Origin of the sequence: Streptomyces fractus (assembly GCF_049844455.1) — a bacterium.
Lineage (GTDB): Bacteria > Actinomycetota > Actinomycetes > Streptomycetales > Streptomycetaceae > Streptomyces > Streptomyces fractus.
In genome coordinates, this window is sequence record NZ_JBMYHI010000002.1 from 6,840,426 (window position 1) to 6,858,976 (window position 18,551).

Genomic DNA, 18,551 nt, shown 5'->3' on the forward strand with positions numbered 1-18,551 from the left:
CCGGGGAGCACGGCCCCGGATCCCGCCCCCGCCCGGGCGCGCCCGTGGGGCCTCCCGCGTCGTCGGGGAAAGCGTGCCTCCAGCCTCCGATCGCGCCGTTCGGGGAGCCCTCCCCGGGCCCCGGCCCGGTGTACCGGACCCGACCCGACGCCTCCCAGGCCCTGCGCGGAGCGTCCCGGGCCGGCCCGCGACGCTCCCTCCGTGCCCGCCTCAACGCAACACGACTCGCGGCTCCCCGGCCCGGTCGAGCTCCAGGACCCACACCTCGTTCGCGCCCTCGCGCAGCACCGGCCCCGGCACGTACAAGGCGTCCTGTGGCCCCGCCGACCAGTAGCGGCCCAGGCAGAACCCGTTCACCCACACGAAGCCCCGCCCCCAGCCCGGCAGTTCGAGCCCCGCGTCCCCGGCCCCTGACACCTGGAAGGACCCCCGGTACAGGCCCCGCCCCTCGCCCCTGGCCGCCGCGACCGGCAGGGCGGCCACCCCGGAAGCGGTGAAGGCGTCCAGACGCAGCCCCCGCGCCCGCACCCCGTGCAGGAACTGCCGCTCGTGCAGCAGCCCGCCCGTGATCCCCTTCGGCTCACCCGTGCGCGGCCCGTAGTTGACCCGCCCCAAGGACTCCACCCACAGCTCCACGCGCGCGTGGCCATCCACCGGCTCGGCCAGGGCGGGCTCCTCCTCGGTGAGCACCCCGGCCCGCTCCCCGTCGACGTACACGACCGCCAGATCCCGCAGCCCGCGCGCCCGCAGCGGATACGGCTGCCGCGGCCCCGGCACCGTCACCGCGTACCGCACCAGGCCACGGTCCACGTCCAGGTCCTCGAACGACGGCGGCACCGCGTGCTCCGCCTCCGGGCCGCCCAGCGCCTCCAGCACCCCGTCCAGAGCCGTGAACGCCGTCAGGCCGGCCGTGACCGGGCCCGCGAGCGCCGCCGGCCGCCGCGGCACCTCCGGCAGCGGCCCCTCCGCGTACGCGGCGAGCACCTCACGGAACAGCCAGAACTTCTCCGTGGGACGGCCGAACTCGTCGATCGGGGCGTCGTAGTCGTACGACGTGACATCCGGCTCCAGCGGCCCTTCGTGCAGCGCGCCGCCACCCCGGTTCGCGCCCGCCCAGCCCCCGAAACTCGTCCCGCCGTGCGCCATGTACAGGTTCACCGACGCCCCGCACTCCAGGATCTCCCGCAGCGCGTCCGCCGCCTCCCGCGGATCCCGCACGACGTGCTTCGCGCCCCAGTGGTCGAACCATCCGCACCAGAACTCCATGCACATCAACGGCCCGCCGGCACGATGCCTGCGTAGCGTCGCGAACGCCTCACGCGCGCGTGAGCCGAAGTTCACCGTCGCAAGCACCCCCGGAACCGAACCCCCGCTCAGCATGTGGTCCTCGGGCCCGTCCGACGTGAACAGCGGCACCGTCACCCCGAGCCCCACGAGGAGATCGGCAAGAGCCCGCAGATAGCGGTGGTCCGAGCCGTAACTGCCGTACTCGTTCTCCACCTGCACCATCAGCACAGGACCGCCCCGATCGACCTGCCGCTCCACGACCTGCGGCAACAACACCCCGAACCAGCGCTCCACGGCCGCCATGAACTCCGCGTCCCCGGTACGCGCCCGCGCCCCCAGCCGCCCCGTCACCCAGTGCGGAAGCCCCCCGTTCTCCCACTCCGCGCAGATGTAGGGCCCCGGCCGCACGATCACCCACAGCCCCTCCCGCTGAGCCGCGTCCAGGAAGCGCCCCACCGCCGCCACGTCGTGCACCTCACCGGGGCGCGGCTCGTGCAGATTCCACGGCACGTACGTCTCCACACAGTTCAGGCCCATCGCCCGCAGCATCCGCAGCCGATGCGCCCACTGCTCCTCGTGCACCCGGAAGTAGTGCAAGGCCCCCGACAGCAGCCGCACCGGCCGACCGTCCACTACGAAGTCGTCCCCGCCCACCCGGAAATCCGTCATCACGTGCTCCTCATCGCCCCACGGGCGCGTCACCCGCCGGCCGCCACCCTCACCTCTGGCGGCCGACCGGGTCCATGGACAAAGATCGGCCGGTGTTGGACGGGGACGCCCGCACGCACCACCACGGGAGGGGACAATTGCCCACGTACCACACCTGGATGCGGTACTTCACGCCCAGCCCGGCCCACCACCGCCTCGGCCTCGTCTGCCTCGGCGTCGGACTCCAGCACGGCCCGCTGCCCACCGTCGGCCCCCGCACCCTCGACCACCACGTCGCCGTCGTCATCACCGCGGGCAGCGGCTGGTACCAGGACGCCGAAGGACCCCGCCGCCCCGTCACCGCCCCCGCCCTCATCTGGCTCACACCGGGCCGTCCCCACCACTACGGCGCCGACCCCGACACCGGCTGGGACGAGTGCTTCGTCGACTTCACCGGACCCGCCACCACCACGTACACCGAACTCGGCTACATCGAACCCGACCGCCCCGTCGTCCCCCTCTCCGACGCCGCACGGGCCCGCGCCGCCGTCGGCCGCATCGCCCGCGCCGCCCGCCGCGGGAACCCGCTCCTCGAAGTGGAGACCGGCGCCGCGGTCCACGAACTCCTCGTCGCCCTGCGCCGCGCCCGCGCCGACCTCGCCCCCGACGGGGACCCCGTCCTCCAGGCCCTCGCCCGCGACGCCTGCCGACCGCTGTCCGTCGCCGCACACGCCGCGCGCCACGGCATGACCCCCGCCGCACTGCGCACCGCCGTCCGCCGCGGCGCGGGATGCAGCCCCAAGGACTACCTCCTCGGCATCCGCCTCGGCCGCGCCAAGGAACTCCTCGCCGCCACGGAACTCCCCGTCGCCGCCGTCGCCCGCCGCGTCGGCTACGACGACCCCGCCTACTTCTCCCGCCTGTTCACCCGCCGCGTCGGCATCGCACCCGTCCGCTTCCGCGAGCAACAGGGCCGCACCGTGCCCGGCGGCTGGTCCGACAAGATCCCCGACCCCGACGACCCACCCATGCTCCACGTAGGGTGATCCGTCATGACCACCAGCACGCCAAACGACAAGCCGGCAGTCGACCCGGCCGTGCGCGCCGAGCTCGGCCGCCTGCGCGACAGCATCGACAACATCGACGCCGCCGTCGTCCACATGCTCGCCGAGCGCTTCAAGTGCACCCAGCAGGTCGGCCACCTCAAGGCCGAACACGAGCTGCCCCCGGCGGACCCGGCCCGCGAATCCCGCCAGATCGAACGCCTGCGTCAACTCGCGGAAAACGCCAAACTCGACCCGGCCTTCGCGGAGAAGTTCCTCAACTTCATCATCAGCGAGGTCATCCGCCACCACGAACAAATCGCGGCTCAGTCAAGCCCCGCCGGCGATTGAGGCGCGGGGTCCGGGGCGAAGCCCCGAGGCCGCGACCCCGGCGGGCCGCCACATGATCCACCCTGTCCCGATGTCAGTGGCATGCGGCAGCATGACCGCATGCCCGTACTGACGCGCAGCGAAGCGCAGACCCGAGCCCGGCTCATCGACGTCGAGCGCTACACCGTCGACCTCGACCTCACCGCCGGAGCCGACACCTTCGACTCCCGCACCGCGATCCGGTTCACCGCGCGCGCCGCCGGTGACACGTTCGTCGAGCTCAAGCCCGCCGACCTGCGCTCCGCCACCCTCGACGGGCAGCCCCTCGACCCCGCGACCCTCGCCGACAACCGGCTCCCGCTCACCGGCCTCACCGAAGGCACCCACGAGCTGCGCATCGACACCGCGATGCGCTACTCGCACACCGGCGAGGGCATGCACCGCTTCACCGACCCCACCGACGGCGAGACCTACGCGTACACGCAGCTGTTCATGGAAGACGTGCAGCGCGTCTTCGCCGCCTTCGACCAGCCCGACCTCAAGGCGACCTTCGACCTCACCGTCACCGCCCCCGAAGGCTGGACCGTCCTCGCCAACGGCGTCACCGAACACCTGGGGGAGGGCCGCTGGCGGGCCGCCACCACCCCGCTGCTCTCCACCTACCTGGTCGCCGTCGCCGCGGGCCCCTGGCACTCCATCCGCACCGAGCACCGCGGCCTCCCCTTCGGCCTGCACTGCCGCCGCTCCCTCGCGCCCCACCTCGACGCCGACGCCGAAGAGATCCTCGACGCCACGCGCGCGTGCTTCGACCGCTACCACGAGAAGTTCGAGGAGCCCTACCCCTTCGACTCCTACGACCAGGCGTTCGTCCCCGAGTTCAACGCCGGAGCCATGGAGAACCCCGGCCTCGTCACCTTCCGCGACGAGTTCGTGTACCGCTCCGCCGTCACCGACACCGAGCGCCAGACCCGCGCCATGGTCATCGCGCACGAGATGGCCCACATGTGGTTCGGCGACCTCGTCACCCTCAGGTGGTGGGACGACATCTGGCTGAACGAGTCGTTCGCCGAGTACATGGGCTACCAGACCCTCACCGAGGCCACCCGGTACACCGACACCTGGATCGAATTCGGCGTCGCCCGCAAATCCTGGGGATACGACGCCGACCAGCGGCCCTCCACCCACCCCGTCGCCCCCGAATCCGTGCCCGACACGGCCTCCGCGCTCCTCAACTTCGACGGAATCTCCTACGCCAAGGGAGCCTCCGCACTGCGCCAACTCGTCACCTGGCTCGGCGAGAAGGACTTCCTCGCCGGCATCAACACCCATTTCAAGCGCCACAGGTTCGGCAACGCCACCCTCGCCGACTTCATCGAATCCCTCGCCTCCGGCACCGAGCGCGACGTACACGCCTGGGCCGACACCTGGCTGCGCACCACCGGCGTCGACACCCTCACCACCTCGGTGACCGAGAGCGACGACACCTGGACGCTCACCGTCGACCGCGAGGGCAGCCGCCCCCACCGCCTCGCCCTCGGCCTGTACGACGACGCTCCCACCGACACCCCCGGATTCGTCCTGCGCGAACGCCTCGACGTTGAAGTCCCCGGCAACGGCGAGCCGTTGACGTTCCACGGCCGACGCCCCGCCCTGATCGTCCCCAACGACCAGGACCTCACCTACGCCAAGATCCGCCTCGACACCGCGTCCGAGGAAGCCGCCCTGCGCGGCCTGTCCGGCATCCCCGACGCCCTCACCCGCACCGTCCTGTGGAACACGCTGCGCGACATGGTCCGCGACGGCGCACTCGCACCCGCCACCTACCTGGAGACCGTCGCCGCCCACCTCCCCGAGGAGAGCGACCTCGCCCTCGTCCAGGGCGTCCTCGCCTTCACCCGCACCCAGGTCGCCGACCGGTACACCGACCCCGCCGACAGGCCCGAGGCCCTCGACCTCGTCACCGCTCTGTGCGAGGACCTCGTCCGCCGCACAGAGGACGGCAGCCACCCCGGACTCCGTCTCACCGCCGTACGCCACTTCATCGACGCCGCCCGGCACGCCGACGTCATCCGCGACTGGTACGACTCCGGTGCCGTCCCCGGCGGACCCGAACTCGACCCCGAACTGCGCTGGCGCATCCTCGGCCGGCTCAGCGTCCTCGGCACCGTCGACGAGGCGGTCATCGAGGCCGAACTCGCCCACGACCCCAGCGCCACCGGACAAGAGGGCGCCGCCCGCTGCCGCGCCGCACTGCCCGACCCGCAGACCAAGGCCGAGGCCTGGGCCGCCATGTTCACCACCGACCCGGACCACGACCTGTCCAACTACCTGTTCACCGCCACCGCACAAGGCTTCTGGCAGCCCGAACAGAGCGACCTGCTGCGCGGCTACGTACCCCGCTACTTCACCGACGCCACCGCACTCGCCGCACGCCGCGGCCCCGCGATCGCCGAAGCGGCGGGCCGCCACGCGTTCCCCGTGTACGCCATCGACGCGGACACCCTGCGCCTCGGCGAGGCCCACCTGGCCGACGAGTCGTCCGCACCCATCCCGTCCCTGCGCCGCAAAATGACCGACCAACTCGACGACCTGCGGCGAGCGTTGAAGGTACGCGGGTCGTAGGGATTCAAGCCCCTGCGGCGATTGAGCAGCGGGGTCCGGGGCGGAGCCCCGTGGCGTGAGAACGGACCACCCACAGGCCACGGGGCGCGCCCCGCCCCGTAGCACACCCACGCCCACACCCACCCCCACCGATACCACTTTCGGGTCAGCTTCATCGGTACGGCGGACGCACCAGCAGGCAAAAGGCAAGCTGATGCATCACGTACGCCAACCACGCAAAGGACCCGTATGCGCAGCACGCCGCCCCTCGCCGGAGGTACCCAAGGCCCCGACGCCCTGCGGCCGTTGCTCGCCACCGTCCTGGACGCACTGCACAAGGGCGCCGCCCACCGCGGCGGCCCCCTCCCGGCGGGCGGCCCCGAGGCCGTCACGGCACAACTCCACCACGACGTGGGCGAGTTGCTGCCCACCCACGGCACGGGCCCCGAAGAAGCACTCCGCACCCTCGTCACCGCCCTCACCGAAGGCGCCGCCGACCCCGCCGACCCCCTGTGCGCCGCCCACCTGCACTGCCCGCCGCTCGCCGTCGCCACCGCCGCCGACCTCGCCGCGAGCGCCCTCAACCCCTCCATGGACTCCTGGGACCAGGCCCCCGCCGCCTCCGCCCTGGAAGCCCTCGTCACCACCACCCTCGCCCACGAGGTCTACGGCACAGGCGCCACACCCACCCCCGACTCCCTCGTCACCACCGGCGGCACCGAAGCCAACCAGCTCGCCGTCCTCCTGGCCCGCGAGGCCGCACCGCCCGGCGAACCCGTCCACCTCCTCGCCGGGGCCAACGCCCACCACAGCCTCACCCGCGCCGCCTGGCTCCTCGGCCTGCCCGACCCCGTCACCGTGCCCGCCCCCGCCGGCACCCTCGACCCGGCCGCCCTCGACGAGGCACTCACCGAACTCCCCGGCCCCAAACTCGTCGCCGCCACCGCGGGCACCACCGACGCCGGACTCATCGACCCGCTCCCGGAGATCGCCGACATCTGCGAGCGGCACGGCGCCCGCCTCCACATCGACGCCGCCTACGGCGCGGGCGCCCTCTTCAGCCCCCGCGAAGCCCCCAAACTCCACGGCCTCGCCCGCGCCCACACCGTCGCCCTCGACCTCCACAAACTCGGCTGGCAGCCCGTCGCCGCCGGCATCCTCGCCGTCCGCGACACCGCCGAGACCGCCGCCCTCGGCCACCAGGCCGACTACCTCAACGCCGACGACGACACCGAAGCCGGACTCCCCGACCTCCTCGGCCGCTCCCTGCGCACCACCCGCCGCCCCGACGTCCTCAAAACGGCCGTCACCTTCAAGGCACTCGGCCGCACCGGACTCGCCGCCCTCGTCGACGACGTCACCGCGCTCGCCCACCACCTGGCGCGACTCATCGACGCACACCCGCACTTCGAGCTCTACGACACCCCCACCCTCACCACCGTCCTCTTCCGCCCCACCGGCGCCACCGACGAGACCATCGCCGCGATCCGCCGCAGCCTGCTCACCGAGGGCCGCGCCGTCCTCGGCCGCGCCCGCATGGACGGAAAGCTCCACCTCAAAGCCACCCTGCTCAACCCGCACGCCACCCCCGAAGACCTCACCGCCCTCCTGGACCTGGTGGAAGGACACACGCACCGATGACAGCCGCGCCCACCCCCCACCCCCCGACACCCCCCACCGAAGCACCCCGCGACCTCGTCGGCATCGGCATCGGCCCCTTCAACCTCTCCCTCGCGGCCCTCGCCCACCCCCTCACCGAACTCGACACCGCCTTCTACGAACAGCGCCCCGCCTTCCACTGGCACCCCGGCCTGCTCATCGAAGGCGCCACACTCCAAGTCCCCTTCCTCGCCGACCTGGTGACCCTCGCCGACCCCACCAGCCACTGGACGTTCCTCAACTACCTCAAGACCCGCGAGCGCCTCTTCCCCTTCTACTTCGCCGAGCGCTTCCACATCCAGCGCGCCGAATACGACGCATACTGCCGCTGGGTCAGCGAGAACCTCCCCGGACTGCACTTCTCCCACCAGGTCGACGCCGTCCGCTGGAACCCCGAACGCGCCCTCTTCGAAGTCGACTTCACCCAGCTCGACGCCGAAGGCGAAGCCGAAGCCCTCGGCCGCACCTACACCAAGAACGTCGCCATCGGCGTCGGCACCGCCCCCTACGTCCCCGAACCCCTCAAGCCACTCGCCGACGCCCCCACCGTCCCCGTCGTCCACTCCGCCGACTACCTCACCCACCGCGACCGCCTGCTCGCCGCCGAACACGTCACCGTCGTCGGCAGCGGCCAGTCAGGCGCCGAGATCTTCCTCGACCTGCTCCGCGCCCGCCCCGCGGGCCGCGAGAAGATCACCTGGCTCGCCCGCAGCGAAGCGTTCGCACCCATGGAGTACAGCAAACTCGGCCTCGAACACTTCACCCCCGACTACAGCCACTACTTCCACCACCTGCCCGAAGCGGAGCGCGACCGCCTCGTGCCCGCCCAGTGGCAACTCCACAAAGGCATCGACGCCGACACCATCGCCGCCATCCACGAAGAGCTCTACCAGCGCACCCTGAACGGCGGGTGGCCCGACGCCACCCTCACCCCCGGCGTCAGCATCCGCACCGCCGGACGCGTCGCCACCACCAAGGTCGAACTCCACCTCGAACACCGCCAGCAGGGCACCCGCTCCCGCCTCACCACCGACGCCGTCGTCCTCGCCACCGGCTACAAGGAACGCCCCCTCAGCGGCATGCTCACCGGCCTCGACCCCTACCTGCGCCGCGACCGCTCCGAACGCCCCCGCATCGACGACCGCTTCCGCCTCGTCCTCGACGACCGCGTCCAAGGCTCCGTCTACGTACAGAACGCCGAACGCCACACCCATGGCGTCGGCGCCCCCGACCTCGGACTCGCCGCCTGGCGCAGCGCCACCATCCTCAACTCGCTGACCGGCAAGGACCCCTACCCGCAGCCCCGGCGCACCGCCTTCACCACCTTCGGCCTCACCGGACACGAGAACCGCGCCACGTTGCCCGGACAACAGACAGCGGAGCGCGGCACCATGGTCAAACTCCAGGACTAGCGGCCCACACGGCAGACGCCGCTCACGAGGCGAACACCGGCGTCCCGTCCCGCGTCAACTTCCAGTCCACCGACGCGAAATCGGCCGGGTCGAGGACGCCCTTCGCCGTCACCCACTCCGCGATCCGCGTCCGGATCTCCGTCGACTCCGACCACAGCTCCTTCGCCGACGCCACATGCGGGAACGCGCCACCACCGTTCGCCCGATAGTTGTTCACCGCGAACACGAACTGCGCCGCGTCGTCCAACGCCTCGCCGCCGAACGTCACGTTCTTGATCCGCGAACCCGCCGCCTGCGCGATGTCGATGTCGTACGCCAACCCCGACACATAGTCGTAGTTGTAGTCCGGCCGGTCGTTCGCGTTCGTCAGCTTGTCCACATCCACCGCCGCGCCCGCCGCCGTCCGCACGAAATACTCCGCCGAGTACTCCAGATACGCCCGCACCTGCGCACCCGTCAGCAACTTCGCCACCAACGTGTTGTCGTACACATAAAGGCTCGACAGATCGCGGATCGTCACATCACCGGCCGGGATCTCCGACGTACGCGAGAACGGCGACGCCTGCGACAACACCGGAAGCGACGCGTACTCCGTCGACGCCAGCGCCTTCGCCACCACATCCGCCTGCACCTTGTTGATCAAGTCGATGATCGGCGCATCCTTGTAGCGGGCATCCACCGTCGTCAGCGTCTGCTTCGCCGTCCCCACGACCTGATTGACGTACTCCACCACCGCCGCGTGCTGCTCCCCGAGCAGCTTCGAGATCTCCGGATCGTCCGCCACCGCATTCGTGTTCCGCAGCGACGCCCGCACCGACTCGACGGCCCAACGACCCTTCTCCCAGACGAGATCGAGGTCGAACAACGTCAACCGCTCGGCGAAACACAGCGGTTCCGACAGCACGACCGTCTTCCCCGTCTTCTCGTTCGTCACCAACTGCTGCTCGATCTCGACGTGCGCGTGCCCCACCAGAATCGCGTCGACACCCGGCACCCGCTTCGCGACATTCGCCGCCGCGTTCTCCACATACGGCACCTGATCCCCGTACGACGACTGCCCCGACGCCCCCGAATGCGCCGACACGATCACCACGTCCGCGCCCATCGACCGCAGCTTCGGCACCCACTTCGCCGCCTGCTCCTCAAGCCCCGGGAACTTCAGGACACCCTGCACATACGCCTTGTCCCAGATCGCGATCCCCGGATTGGTCAGACCCAGGACCGCCACCTTCACGTCCTTGCCGTGCGGGGTACGCAGCCGCTTCATGAAGTACGGCGGGAACGCCGGCCGCTCCGTCTTCGCGTCCACCGCGTTCGCACCCAGCAGCGGAAACGCACACTGCGACTCGAACTTCCGCAGCGTCTCGATGCCGTAATTGAACTCGTGATTGCCCAGCGCCACCGCGTCGTACCCGATCGCGTTCATCGCCCGCGCCATCGGATGCACCGGACCACCGTCCGCGGTGATCGGATCGACCTTCGCGTAGTAGTACGTCAACGGAGTGCCCTGAATCGTGTCCCCGGCGTCGATGAGCAGGGTGTTCCCCCGGCCCTTCTCCTCGCGCACCTGATCCACCAGCGTCGAGATCCGCGCCAGACCCTGCGCGTTGCCCGCCGCGTCCACGTAGTCGGCGTTCTTGAAGTAGTCCCAGTTGAAGACGTGACCGTGCAGATCCGTCGTCCCCATCACGGTGAACGCGTACCGCTTCTGCTTCCCCTTCGCCGATGTCGTTGCTGCCGCGACCGGCGCTGTCGCGGCGCCCGTCAGGGCCACGCCGGCGCTCGTCGCGGCGGATCTGCTGAGAAACGATCTGCGGTCCAACGACATCGAGGTCTCCTCGTCTACGTGTACGCCAAAGCGACGCGCGTAGATTCTTGCCCACCAACCCCAACTCGCAACAGCCTCAAGAGGTTTCGTTTCGATGATGACAAGGTGAGCGCATGACCCACGACGACCGGACCGCCACCCCCGAAGCCCCCCGCATCGCGGTACGCGGCGAAGCCCACATCGAAGCCGAACCCGAGATCGCCCGCATCGGCATCACCGTCGCCGCCCGCGGCACCGACCGCCGCACCGCCCTCGAAGACCTCACCCGCCGCAACACCCACGTACTCGACCTCATCAAGGGCTACGGCGACGCCATCGACACAACCGCCACCGGCGCCCTCTCCATCACCCCCGAACTCACCAAACGCGGCCGCGGCGAACGCGTCCGCACCCACCACGGCCGCGTCCACATCACCGCCGACCTCACCGACTTCACCGCACTCGGCGAACTCACCACCCGCCTCGCCGACCTCGACCTCACCAGCGTCGAAGGACCCTGGTGGTCCCTGCGCCCCAGCTCACCCGTGCACGCCCGGGCCAGGCAGCAAGCCGTCCGCGAAGCCGTCCAACGCGCCCGCGAATACGCCGAGGCCCTCGGCACCACCCTCGCCGCACTCATCGAGATCGCCGACATCGGCGCCGACGACTTCGCCCCGGCCCGCGCACCCCGCGGCATGATGCGCTCGGCCGCCTTCACCGGCGCCGAAGCCGACCCCGCCCCCGCACTCGACCTCGAACCCCAACGCCAGCACGTACGGGCCCAGGTCAACGCCCGCTTTACGATGCACCCACCGACACTGTGAGCCACCCCGCCGCTCATCAGAGCGCGGCATCGCCCAAATTCAACCCTTGTCAATAGCCCTTCACGCAAAGGTTGTTGAGTAGTCATGACCGACCAATTCTCTACCCGTCGGTAAGGTCTAGGCTCGAAAGCATGCGCCGAGCAAAGATCGTCTGCACCCTGGGCCCAGCCACCGACTCGTACGAGCAGATCAAGGCACTCGTCGAAGCCGGAATGGACGTAGCCCGCTTCAACCTCAGCCACGGCACCTACGCCGAACACGAGGAGCGCTACCAGCGCGTGCGAAAGGCCTCCGACGAGACCGGCCGCAGCGTCGGAATCCTCGCCGACCTTCAAGGCCCGAAGATCCGACTCGGCCGATTCAGCGAAGGACCCGTACTACTCGAACGCGGCGACGAGTTCACCATCACCGTCGAAAGCGGCGTCCAAGGCGACCGACAGACCTGCGGCACCACCTACGACGGCCTCGCCGAAGACGTCACCACCGGCGAACGCATCCTCGTCGACGACGGAAAGGTCACCCTCGAGGTCACCGAGGTCGACGGACCCCGCGTCCGCACCCGCGTCATCGAAGGCGGCATGGTCTCCGACCACAAGGGCCTCAACCTCCCCGGAGTCGCCGTCTCCGTCCCCGCCCTCTCCGACAAGGACGAGGCTGACCTCCGCTGGGCCCTGCGCATCGGCGCCGACGTCATCGCGCTCTCCTTCGTCCGCAGCGGACGCGACATCGAGGACGTCCACCGCATCATGCGCGAGGAAGGCCGCCGGCTTCCCGTCATCGCCAAGGTCGAAAAGCCCCAGGCCGTCGACAACATCGACGACATCGTCGCCGCGTTCGACGGCATCATGGTCGCCCGCGGCGACCTCGGCGTCGAAATGCCACTCGAGCAAGTCCCGATCGTCCAGAAGCGCGCCATCAAACTCGCCAAGCGCAACGCGAAGCCCGTCATCGTCGCGACGCAAATGCTCGACTCGATGATCGACAACTCCCGCCCCACCAGGGCGGAAGCCAGCGACGTCGCCAACGCCGTCATCGACGGCACCGACGCCGTCATGCTTTCCGGCGAGACCAGCGTCGGCAAATACGCCATCGAAACCGTCAAGGTCATGGGCCGCATCGTCGAAGCGGCCGAGGAGGACATCCTCGCGAAGGGTCTCCCGCCGCTCACCGAACGCAACAAGCCCCGCACCCAGGGCGGCGCCGTCGCCCGCGCCGCGGCCGAAATGGGCGACTTCCTCGGCGCCAAATTCCTCGTCGCCTTCACCCAGTCCGGCGACACCGTCCGCCGCCTCTCCCGCTACCGTTCCCCGATCCCGCTCCTCGCCTTCACCCCGGTGTCGGCGACGCGCTCGCAGCTCAACCTCACGTGGGGCGTGGAGACGTTCCTGGGCCCGCACGTCGACTCCACCGACGCGATGGTCGCCCAGGTCGACGAACAACTCCTGAAGATCGGCCGCTGCGAGAAGGGCGACATCGTCGTCATCACGGCGGGCTCCCCTCCGGGCGTCGCCGGCTCGACGAACCTGGTCCGCATCCACCACATCGGCGAGGACGACAGCCCCAAGTAGGGCCGGCCGGGTCGGTACGGAAGTATCACGGGCACCAAAAAGCGGATGTTCACGACAACGTGAGCATCCGCTTCGGGCTTGCAACCTTCGAATCGAAGGAAAAGTGCCCCGGGTCGGACTCGAACCGACACTGTATGGGTTTTGAATCCATTGCCTGCTGCCAATTGGGCTACCGGGGCCCGCGGAATCGAAGGTCAACCCCGACCCGCTGCGCGACCACCATATCGCAGCTAGGTAGGCTCTTGTAAGCAGCACCCCCGCCCTGCCTTACCAAGGAGCGCCGCCGTGACCGCCCCCGAGACGCCCGAGCCCGTAGACGCAGTCGACGACGACAAGTCGCACGTCCCGCCGCTGACGACCCGCGTCGTCATCGCCGAGGACGAGGCCCTCATCCGCCTCGACCTCAAAGAGATGCTCGAGGAAGAGGGCTACTCCGTCGTGGGCGAGGCCGGCGACGGCGAGCAGGCCGTCGAGCTGGCCCGTGAGCACAAGCCCGACCTCGTGATCCTCGACGTGAAGATGCCGAAGATGGACGGCATCAGCGCGGCGGAGAAGATCGCCGGTGAGTCGATCGCGCCGGTCCTGATGCTGACCGCGTTCTCGCAGCGCGACCTCGTGGAGCGTGCGCGTGACGCCGGTGCGATGGCGTACCTGGTGAAGCCGTTCAGCAAGAGCGACGTCGTGCCGGCGATCGAGATGGCCGTGTCCCGCTTCACGGAGCTGAAGACGCTGGAGAACGAGGTCGCGGACCTGACGCAGCGGCTTGAGACGCGGAAGCTGGTGGACCGGGCGAAGTCGGTGCTTCAGACGGAGTACGGGCTGACGGAGCCGGCCGCGTTCCGCTGGATTCAGAAGACGTCGATGGATCGGCGTCTTTCGATGCAGCAGGTGGCCGAGGCGGTCATTCAGGACGCCGAGGAGAAGAAGGCGTCGAAGGGCTGACGCCCACGCCCGTTACGTCGATGTGGCCCGCCCCCTCGGAAGGGGTGCGGGCCACATTCGCGTAGAGCGGGGGCGTCAGTCTTCGCCGAGGTAGGCCTTTCGCACCGACTCGTCGTGCAGCAGGTCTTCCCCGCTCCCCGAGAGCACGATGGAGCCGACTTCCATGACGTGCCCTTGGTCGGCGAGTGAGAGCGCCGCCTGGGCGTTCTGCTCGACGAGCAGGATGGTCGTGCCTTGGGACTTCAGTTCCGAGATGGTCGACATGATCTTCTGCATCATGATCGGGGAGAGGCCCATCGAGGGTTCGTCGAGCATGAGCAGCTTGGGCTGGGACATCAATGCCCGTCCCATGGCGAGCATTTGCTGCTCGCCGCCCGACAGGGTGCCCGCGGCTTGCTTTCGTCGTTCGCCCAGGATGGGGAACAGTTCGTAGGCGCGCTGCATGTCCTTCTCGATGGCTGCCGGGTCTTTGCGCAGGAAGGCGCCGAGTTGGAGGTTCTCGGCGATCGAGAGGCGGGGGAAGATGCGTCGGCCTTCGGGGGAGTGGGCGAGGCCCATGGCGACGATCTTGTGTGCCGGGACCGAGGCGAGTGGTTGTCCGGCGAAGGTGATGGTGCCGCTGAGTGGCTTGAGGAGTCCCGAGAGGGTCCGCAGGGTGGTCGTCTTGCCGGCGCCGTTGGTGCCGATGAGGGTGACGACCTGGCCTTCTTCCACGCTGAAGGAGATCCCTTTGACGGCTTCGATCTTGCCGTAGGCGACTTTGAGGTCGTGGACTTCGAGGAGCGCGCTCACTTGGTGTCTCCTTCCGTGGCGTGGGCTTCGGCGGCTTGTACGTCTTCGAGTGCGGTGTCCTCGGGGGCGCCTTCGTAGGGGGTGCCGAGGTAGGCGGCGATGACGCGTTCGTCGCCCTGGACCACCTCGCTCGTCCCCTCCACCAGCTTCTCGCCCTGTACAAGCACTGCTACTCGGTCGCAGAGGTTGAAGATGAAGCGCATGTCGTGCTCGATGACGAGGACGGCGATGCCCTTGTCGCGGATGGCGAAAACCAACTCTTCGGTGGCGCGGGTTTCTTGGGGGTTCATGCCGGCGGTGGGTTCGTCCAGGAGCAGGAGTCCTGGTTCGCTGGCCATGGCGCGGGCGATTTCGAGCTTGCGCTGCTCGCCGTAGGGGAGGTTGCGGGCGAGGTGGTCGCGTTTGTCGGCGAGGCCGATGAACGCGAGGAGTTCCATGGCACGTTCTTCGGATTCGCGTTCGGCTTTGCGGAATCCGGGGCCGCGCAGGAGTGCGGACCAGAGACCTTCTTTGGTGCGGGTGTGGCGGCCTACGAGGACGTTCTCGAGGACCGTCATGTTGGCGAAGAGGCGGATGTTCTGGAAGGTGCGGGCGATGCCGGCCTGGGTGACGAGGTGGGGCTTGGGGGGCAGGACGGTGCCTTTGTAGGCGACTTTGCCCTCGGTGGGGATGTAGAGGCCGGTGAGGCAGTTGAAGAAGGTGGTTTTGCCTGCGCCGTTGGGGCCGATGAGGCCGACGATCTCGCCGGCGTTGACGGTGAGGTCGACGGAGCGTACGGCGGTGAGTCCGCCGAAGCGCATGGTGACGTCGCTGGCGTGGAGCACGGTGTCGGTCGTGGTGGTCACGGTGGTCACGCCCCCGCCTTGGTGGTGGCCGGTTCGTCGGCGTCGGGCAGTCGTTGTTCCGGTACGTCGAGTTGGCCGGTGTCGTGGAATTCGAGCTGGCGGCGGCGGTTGGCGATGATGCCTTCGGGCCGGAAGCGCATGAGGAGGACGAGGGCGATGCCGAAGGCGAGGAGCGACTTGTCCTGGAGGAAGACGAGCTTCTCGGGGAGCAGGTAGAGCAGTGCCGCGCCGAGCAGCGGTCCGGCCACGGTTCCCATGCCGCCGAGGACGACCGCGGCGAGCAGGAACGCCGAGTTGGGCGGGGTGGCGCCGGCGAACTGGTACGGGTTGGGGACGACGCTGTAGGTGACGTGGGCGCTGACGGTGCCGGCGAGTCCGGCGAGTGAGGCGCCGAGGGCGAAGGCGATGAGTTTGACGCGGAAGCCGTTGATGCCCATGGCGGTGGCGGCGGTTTCGTCCTCGCGGATGGCGACCCAGCTGCGGCCGATGCGGGAGTCGGCGGCGCGGGTGTAGACGAGGACGACGATCGCCATGATGAGGACCATGAGGAGGTAGTAGTTGGCGAAGCGTCCGAGGGTGAAGCCGGCGATGTCGTGGCTCTGGCTGAAGTCGATGCCGAGGAGGTTGAGGTCGGGGATCGACGGGATGCCGTTGGGGCCGTTGGTGATGTCGGGGCCGGAGTCGCCGTCCATGTTGTTGACGGCGATGCGGAAGATTTCTCCGAAGCCGAGGGTGACGATGGCGAGGTAGTCGCCGCGCAGGCGGAGTGTGGGGGCGCCGATGAGGACGCCGAAGACGAGGCTGGCGGCGGCGCCGGTCAGTGCGGCGGCCCAGAAGGGCAATTGGACGCCGGAGAAGCGGGAGAACTCGCTGCCGGAGACGAGGGCGGCGGTGTAGGCGCCGACGCCGAGGAAGGCGACGTATCCGAGGTCGAGGAGTCCGGCGAGGCCGACGACGATGTTGAGGCCGAGGGCGACGGTGCCGAAGATGAGGATGTTGACGCCGATATTGGCGTAGTGGTCGTCGGTCTGGGTGAAGGGGAAGGCGATGGCTGCGGCGAAGCCCATGGCGATGGTGAAGCCGCGGTTGCGGGCGACGAGTCGGGAGAACTGGTCGATGAGGCCCGTGGTGTGGAGGGTCCAGACGGCGAAGACGGCGACGATGAGGTAGCCGATGAAGAGTTCGCCGTAGGCGGTGTCGATGCCGTAGGTGAAGACGGCGAGGCCGACGATGACGACGGCGGTGATGATGAGCCGCTGGATCCAGGGTGTGGGGAGCGCGCCGGGGGTGAGGGTGTCGGGTTTGGTGAGGTAGGCCTTGAAGGATTCCTTGGTGCTGGTGGACGTGCCGGTGCGCTCTGCCGCGGTGGCCGGTTTCGGGAGGGCGAAGGCGCCGAGGACCGGGAGGAGAGAGGCGATGGCGGCGATCCAGCCGCCCGGTTCGAGGTTGGCGAGGCCGCCGAGTTTGACCGCGATGGCGATGACGGTGAACCAGGTGGTGCCGAAGGCGCCGAGTGCGGTGAGAGCGGCGGGTGCGTCGCTGCCGGTGGGGGCGAGGGCGCGCAGGCCGGGGGTGCCGTAGTGGGCGAGGGCTACGAGGGTGACGAGGGCGCCGGCGATGAGGGTGAGCCATTGGAGGCCGCCGGGGTAGCCGGTGATGGTGAGGTCGCCGGGGAATTCCGCGGTCCAGGTCCAGGCGAGGAAGGCGGAGGCGATGGTGGCGATGCCGCCGATGAGGAGGAGGGGGCGGGCGAGGGCGGGCGGCAGGGGGATGAGGCCGCGGGCCGGGGTGTTGGTGGTCATGGTGGTGTCGGTCATGGTGTTCACGCCCTGTCCGCGACGCGTTCGCCGAGTAGCCCTTGGGGCCTGAAGAGGAGGACGAGGATGAGGAGGCAGAAGGCCCAGACGTTGCCCCAGGTCTGGCCGCCGAGTTGTTGCATGCCGGGGATGCCGTCGATGTAGGCGGAGGCGAGGGTTTCGGCGATGCCGAGGACGAGTCCGCCGAGCATGGCTCCGTAGATGTTGCCGATGCCGCCGAGGACTGCGGCGGTGAAGGCCTTGAGGCCCATGAGGAAGCCCATGCGGTAGTCGATGCTGCCGTATTTGAAGCCGTAGGCGATGGCGGCGACGGCCGCGAAGAAGCCGCCGATGGCGAAGGCGATGACGATGATGCGGTTGGTGTCGATGCCCATGAGTTGGGCGGTGTCGGGGTCCTGGGCGGTGGCCTGCATGGCTCGGCCGGTGCGGCTTCGGCGGACGAAGAGGGCAAGGCCGCTCATGCAGAGGACGGCGGCGGCGAGGAGGAAGATGTCGCCGTCCTGGATGGTGATGCTGCCGAGGTCGTGGGAGCCGCCGATGCTGGGGAAGGAGCGGGGGCGGTCGGCTCCGGGGTAGAAGTTGCGGACGGCTTCCTGCAGGGCGAGGGAGAGGCCGATGGCGGTGATGAGCGGTGCCAGTCGTGGGGCTCCGCGCAGTGGTCGGTAGGCGAATCGTTCCGCTCCCACGGCGATGAGGACGGCGACGAGTCCGCCGCCGATCAGCATCAGGGGCAGCAGGATCCACATGGATGTGCCGGAGGGAAGGATCAGGGACACTGTGAGCGCGCCGAAGGCTCCGGTCATGAAGATCTCGCCGTGCGCGAAGTTGATGAGCTGGACGATGCCGTAGACCATCGTGTAGCCGATGGCTATCAGGCCGTACATCGAGCCGAGGAGCAGCCCGTTGGCCAGCTGCTGCGGCAGGGTGTTCACCGCGTGGCCTCCATGTCGCTGGTGGTGGTGTGCACCGGGGGTGC

Annotated in this window: 14 protein-coding genes and 1 tRNA gene; 8 read left to right on the plus strand and 7 right to left on the minus strand. The window is 69.5% G+C overall.

Going from position 1 to position 18,551, the window contains the following annotated elements:
- Positions 1–210: 210 nt before the first annotated feature.
- Positions 211–1,956 carry a glycoside hydrolase family 35 protein gene (locus ACP4E5_RS32930; protein WP_425835117.1) on the minus strand — a complete coding sequence of 582 codons (1,746 nt, stop codon included), beginning with the start codon at positions 1,954–1,956 and terminating at the stop codon, positions 211–213.
- 158 nt (positions 1,957–2,114) lie between these two features.
- Between ACP4E5_RS32930 and ACP4E5_RS32935 the strand changes: the two genes are divergently transcribed.
- From ACP4E5_RS32935 to ACP4E5_RS32955, 5 genes are all read left to right on the plus strand, one after another.
- The gene (locus ACP4E5_RS32935; RefSeq protein ID WP_425841819.1) at positions 2,115–2,981 is read left to right on the plus strand and encodes a helix-turn-helix domain-containing protein; all 867 of its coding nucleotides are present in this window, start codon (positions 2,115–2,117) and stop codon (positions 2,979–2,981) included.
- A 6-nt stretch (positions 2,982–2,987) separates the two neighbouring features.
- Positions 2,988–3,329 (plus strand): chorismate mutase, encoded by a 342-nt coding sequence (locus tag ACP4E5_RS32940; RefSeq protein WP_425835119.1) that lies wholly within the window; start codon positions 2,988–2,990, stop codon positions 3,327–3,329.
- A gap of 99 nt (positions 3,330–3,428) precedes the next feature.
- Positions 3,429–5,930, plus strand: a complete 2,502-nt coding sequence (gene pepN, locus ACP4E5_RS32945; protein ID WP_425835121.1) for an aminopeptidase N — start codon at positions 3,429–3,431, stop codon at positions 5,928–5,930.
- A 228-nt stretch (positions 5,931–6,158) separates the two neighbouring features.
- A complete protein-coding gene (locus ACP4E5_RS32950) occupies positions 6,159–7,550 on the plus strand; it encodes a pyridoxal phosphate-dependent decarboxylase family protein (protein WP_425835123.1) in 1,392 nt (463 codons plus the stop codon).
- Positions 7,547–8,980 (plus strand): lysine N(6)-hydroxylase/L-ornithine N(5)-oxygenase family protein, encoded by a 1,434-nt coding sequence (locus ACP4E5_RS32955; protein WP_425835125.1) that lies wholly within the window; start codon positions 7,547–7,549, stop codon positions 8,978–8,980. The genes ACP4E5_RS32950 and ACP4E5_RS32955 overlap by 4 nt, the downstream gene beginning before the upstream one ends.
- A 22-nt stretch (positions 8,981–9,002) precedes the next feature.
- On the opposite strand, the gene ACP4E5_RS32960 is transcribed toward ACP4E5_RS32955, so the two are convergent.
- Positions 9,003–10,808: a bifunctional metallophosphatase/5'-nucleotidase gene (locus ACP4E5_RS32960; protein WP_425835127.1), complete on the minus strand. Its 1,806-nt coding sequence runs from the start codon at positions 10,806–10,808 to the stop codon at positions 9,003–9,005.
- 113 nt (positions 10,809–10,921) lie between these two features.
- On the opposite strand from ACP4E5_RS32960, the gene ACP4E5_RS32965 reads away from it, so the two are divergent.
- Positions 10,922–11,611 carry an SIMPL domain-containing protein gene (locus tag ACP4E5_RS32965; RefSeq protein ID WP_425835129.1) on the plus strand — a complete coding sequence of 230 codons (690 nt, stop codon included), beginning with the start codon at positions 10,922–10,924 and terminating at the stop codon, positions 11,609–11,611.
- Positions 11,612–11,742: 131 nt separating this feature from the next.
- Positions 11,743–13,179, plus strand: coding sequence for a pyruvate kinase (pyk, locus tag ACP4E5_RS32970; RefSeq protein ID WP_425835131.1), 1,437 nt, complete (start codon positions 11,743–11,745; stop codon positions 13,177–13,179).
- Positions 13,180–13,283: 104 nt separating this feature from the next.
- Here pyk and ACP4E5_RS32975 read toward each other — a convergent pair.
- A tRNA-Leu gene (locus tag ACP4E5_RS32975) sits at positions 13,284–13,358 on the minus strand.
- Positions 13,359–13,464: 106 nt separating this feature from the next.
- Here ACP4E5_RS32975 and ACP4E5_RS32980 point away from each other — a divergent pair.
- A complete protein-coding gene (locus ACP4E5_RS32980) occupies positions 13,465–14,121 on the plus strand; it encodes an ANTAR domain-containing response regulator (RefSeq protein ID WP_266720737.1) in 657 nt (218 codons plus the stop codon).
- A 75-nt stretch (positions 14,122–14,196) separates the two neighbouring features.
- Here the strand turns inward: ACP4E5_RS32980 and ACP4E5_RS32985 are convergent, their stop codons facing one another.
- The 4 genes from ACP4E5_RS32985 to ACP4E5_RS33000 are packed head-to-tail and all read right to left on the minus strand — an operon-like array spanning position 14,197 to position 18,507.
- Complete coding sequence (locus tag ACP4E5_RS32985) at positions 14,197–14,913, minus strand: ABC transporter ATP-binding protein (RefSeq protein ID WP_425835134.1); 717 nt, start codon at positions 14,911–14,913, stop codon at positions 14,197–14,199.
- On the minus strand, positions 14,910–15,713 hold the full coding sequence (locus ACP4E5_RS32990; protein WP_425841821.1) for an ABC transporter ATP-binding protein: 804 nt from the start codon (positions 15,711–15,713) through the stop codon (positions 14,910–14,912). The genes ACP4E5_RS32985 and ACP4E5_RS32990 overlap by 4 nt, the downstream gene beginning before the upstream one ends.
- A gap of 50 nt (positions 15,714–15,763) precedes the next feature.
- Entirely contained in the window at positions 15,764–17,575 is a 1,812-nt protein-coding gene (locus ACP4E5_RS32995) for a branched-chain amino acid ABC transporter permease (protein WP_425835136.1), read from the minus strand.
- 5 nt (positions 17,576–17,580) lie between these two features.
- Positions 17,581–18,507, minus strand: coding sequence for a branched-chain amino acid ABC transporter permease (locus ACP4E5_RS33000; protein WP_425835138.1), 927 nt, complete (start codon positions 18,505–18,507; stop codon positions 17,581–17,583).
- Positions 18,508–18,551: the final 44 nt, after the last annotated feature.

What these genes read in the sequence shown, in the direction of transcription:
- ACP4E5_RS32960 (WP_425835127.1), bottom strand. Translation starts at nt 10,808, where the DNA reads ATGTCGTTGGACCGCAGATCGTTTCTCAGCAGATCCGCCGCGACGAGC.
- ACP4E5_RS32995 (WP_425835136.1), bottom strand. Translation starts at nt 17,575, where the DNA reads ATGACCGACACCACCATGACCACCAACACCCCGGCCCGCGGCCTCATC.
- ACP4E5_RS32930 (WP_425835117.1), bottom strand. Translation starts at nt 1,956, where the DNA reads ATGACGGATTTCCGGGTGGGCGGGGACGACTTCGTAGTGGACGGTCGG.
- pepN (WP_425835121.1), top strand. Translation starts at nt 3,429, where the DNA reads ATGCCCGTACTGACGCGCAGCGAAGCGCAGACCCGAGCCCGGCTCATC.
- ACP4E5_RS32955 (WP_425835125.1), top strand. Translation starts at nt 7,547, where the DNA reads ATGACAGCCGCGCCCACCCCCCACCCCCCGACACCCCCCACCGAAGCA.
- ACP4E5_RS32990 (WP_425841821.1), bottom strand. Translation starts at nt 15,713, where the DNA reads ATGCGCTTCGGCGGACTCACCGCCGTACGCTCCGTCGACCTCACCGTC.
- ACP4E5_RS32950 (WP_425835123.1), top strand. Translation starts at nt 6,159, where the DNA reads ATGCGCAGCACGCCGCCCCTCGCCGGAGGTACCCAAGGCCCCGACGCC.
- ACP4E5_RS32965 (WP_425835129.1), top strand. Translation starts at nt 10,922, where the DNA reads ATGACCCACGACGACCGGACCGCCACCCCCGAAGCCCCCCGCATCGCG.
- ACP4E5_RS32940 (WP_425835119.1), top strand. Translation starts at nt 2,988, where the DNA reads ATGACCACCAGCACGCCAAACGACAAGCCGGCAGTCGACCCGGCCGTG.
- pyk (WP_425835131.1), top strand. Translation starts at nt 11,743, where the DNA reads ATGCGCCGAGCAAAGATCGTCTGCACCCTGGGCCCAGCCACCGACTCG.
- ACP4E5_RS32935 (WP_425841819.1), top strand. Translation starts at nt 2,115, where the DNA reads ATGCGGTACTTCACGCCCAGCCCGGCCCACCACCGCCTCGGCCTCGTC.